The organism is Psychromarinibacter sediminicola, from assembly GCF_029168335.1.
In the GTDB taxonomy this organism is placed as follows: Bacteria; Pseudomonadota; Alphaproteobacteria; order Rhodobacterales; family Rhodobacteraceae; genus Psychromarinibacter; species Psychromarinibacter sediminicola.
Genome location: NZ_JARGYC010000237.1, coordinates 1 through 469 on the forward strand (window position 1 = coordinate 1; position 469 = coordinate 469).

At 69.9% G+C, this 469-nt stretch carries 1 pseudogene; it reads left to right on the forward strand.

Going from position 1 to position 469, the window contains the following annotated elements:
* Window positions 1-469, forward strand: a pseudogene (locus tag P1J78_RS25160) (IS5/IS1182 family transposase); the annotation flags it as partial.

Here is a 469-nt window from a genome sequence, read left to right on the forward strand (position 1 = left end):
GGCCCGGGCGCGCTACGAATTCGGCGTGAAGACCTCGATCGCCACGACCAACGCGCGCTGCGCCGGAGGCCAGTTCGTGCTCGGCGCGCTGGCGCTGCCGGGCAACCCCTACGACGGCCACAGCCTCGGGCAGCAGCTCGACCAGGTCGAGCGCCTCCTCGAACGGCCGGTCCGGCGCGCCTATGTCGATCGCGGCTATCGCGGGCATGGTGTCCGCCAGGACGGCCTCGATGTGCTGGTCTCCCACACCCGAGGCATCGCCTCGCCCACGGTGCGCCGGGAGATGCGGCGGCGAAACGCGATCGAACCAGTCATAGGCCACATGAAGGGCGACGGGCTCCTGGAACGAAACCACCTCGCCGGACCAGAGGGTGACGCGATCAACGCCATCCTCTGCGCCGCGGGCCACAACTTCCGGCTGCTCCTGGCGTGGCTCCGGGAGCTTCTTGCGCTCATCCTGCTGGCCGTT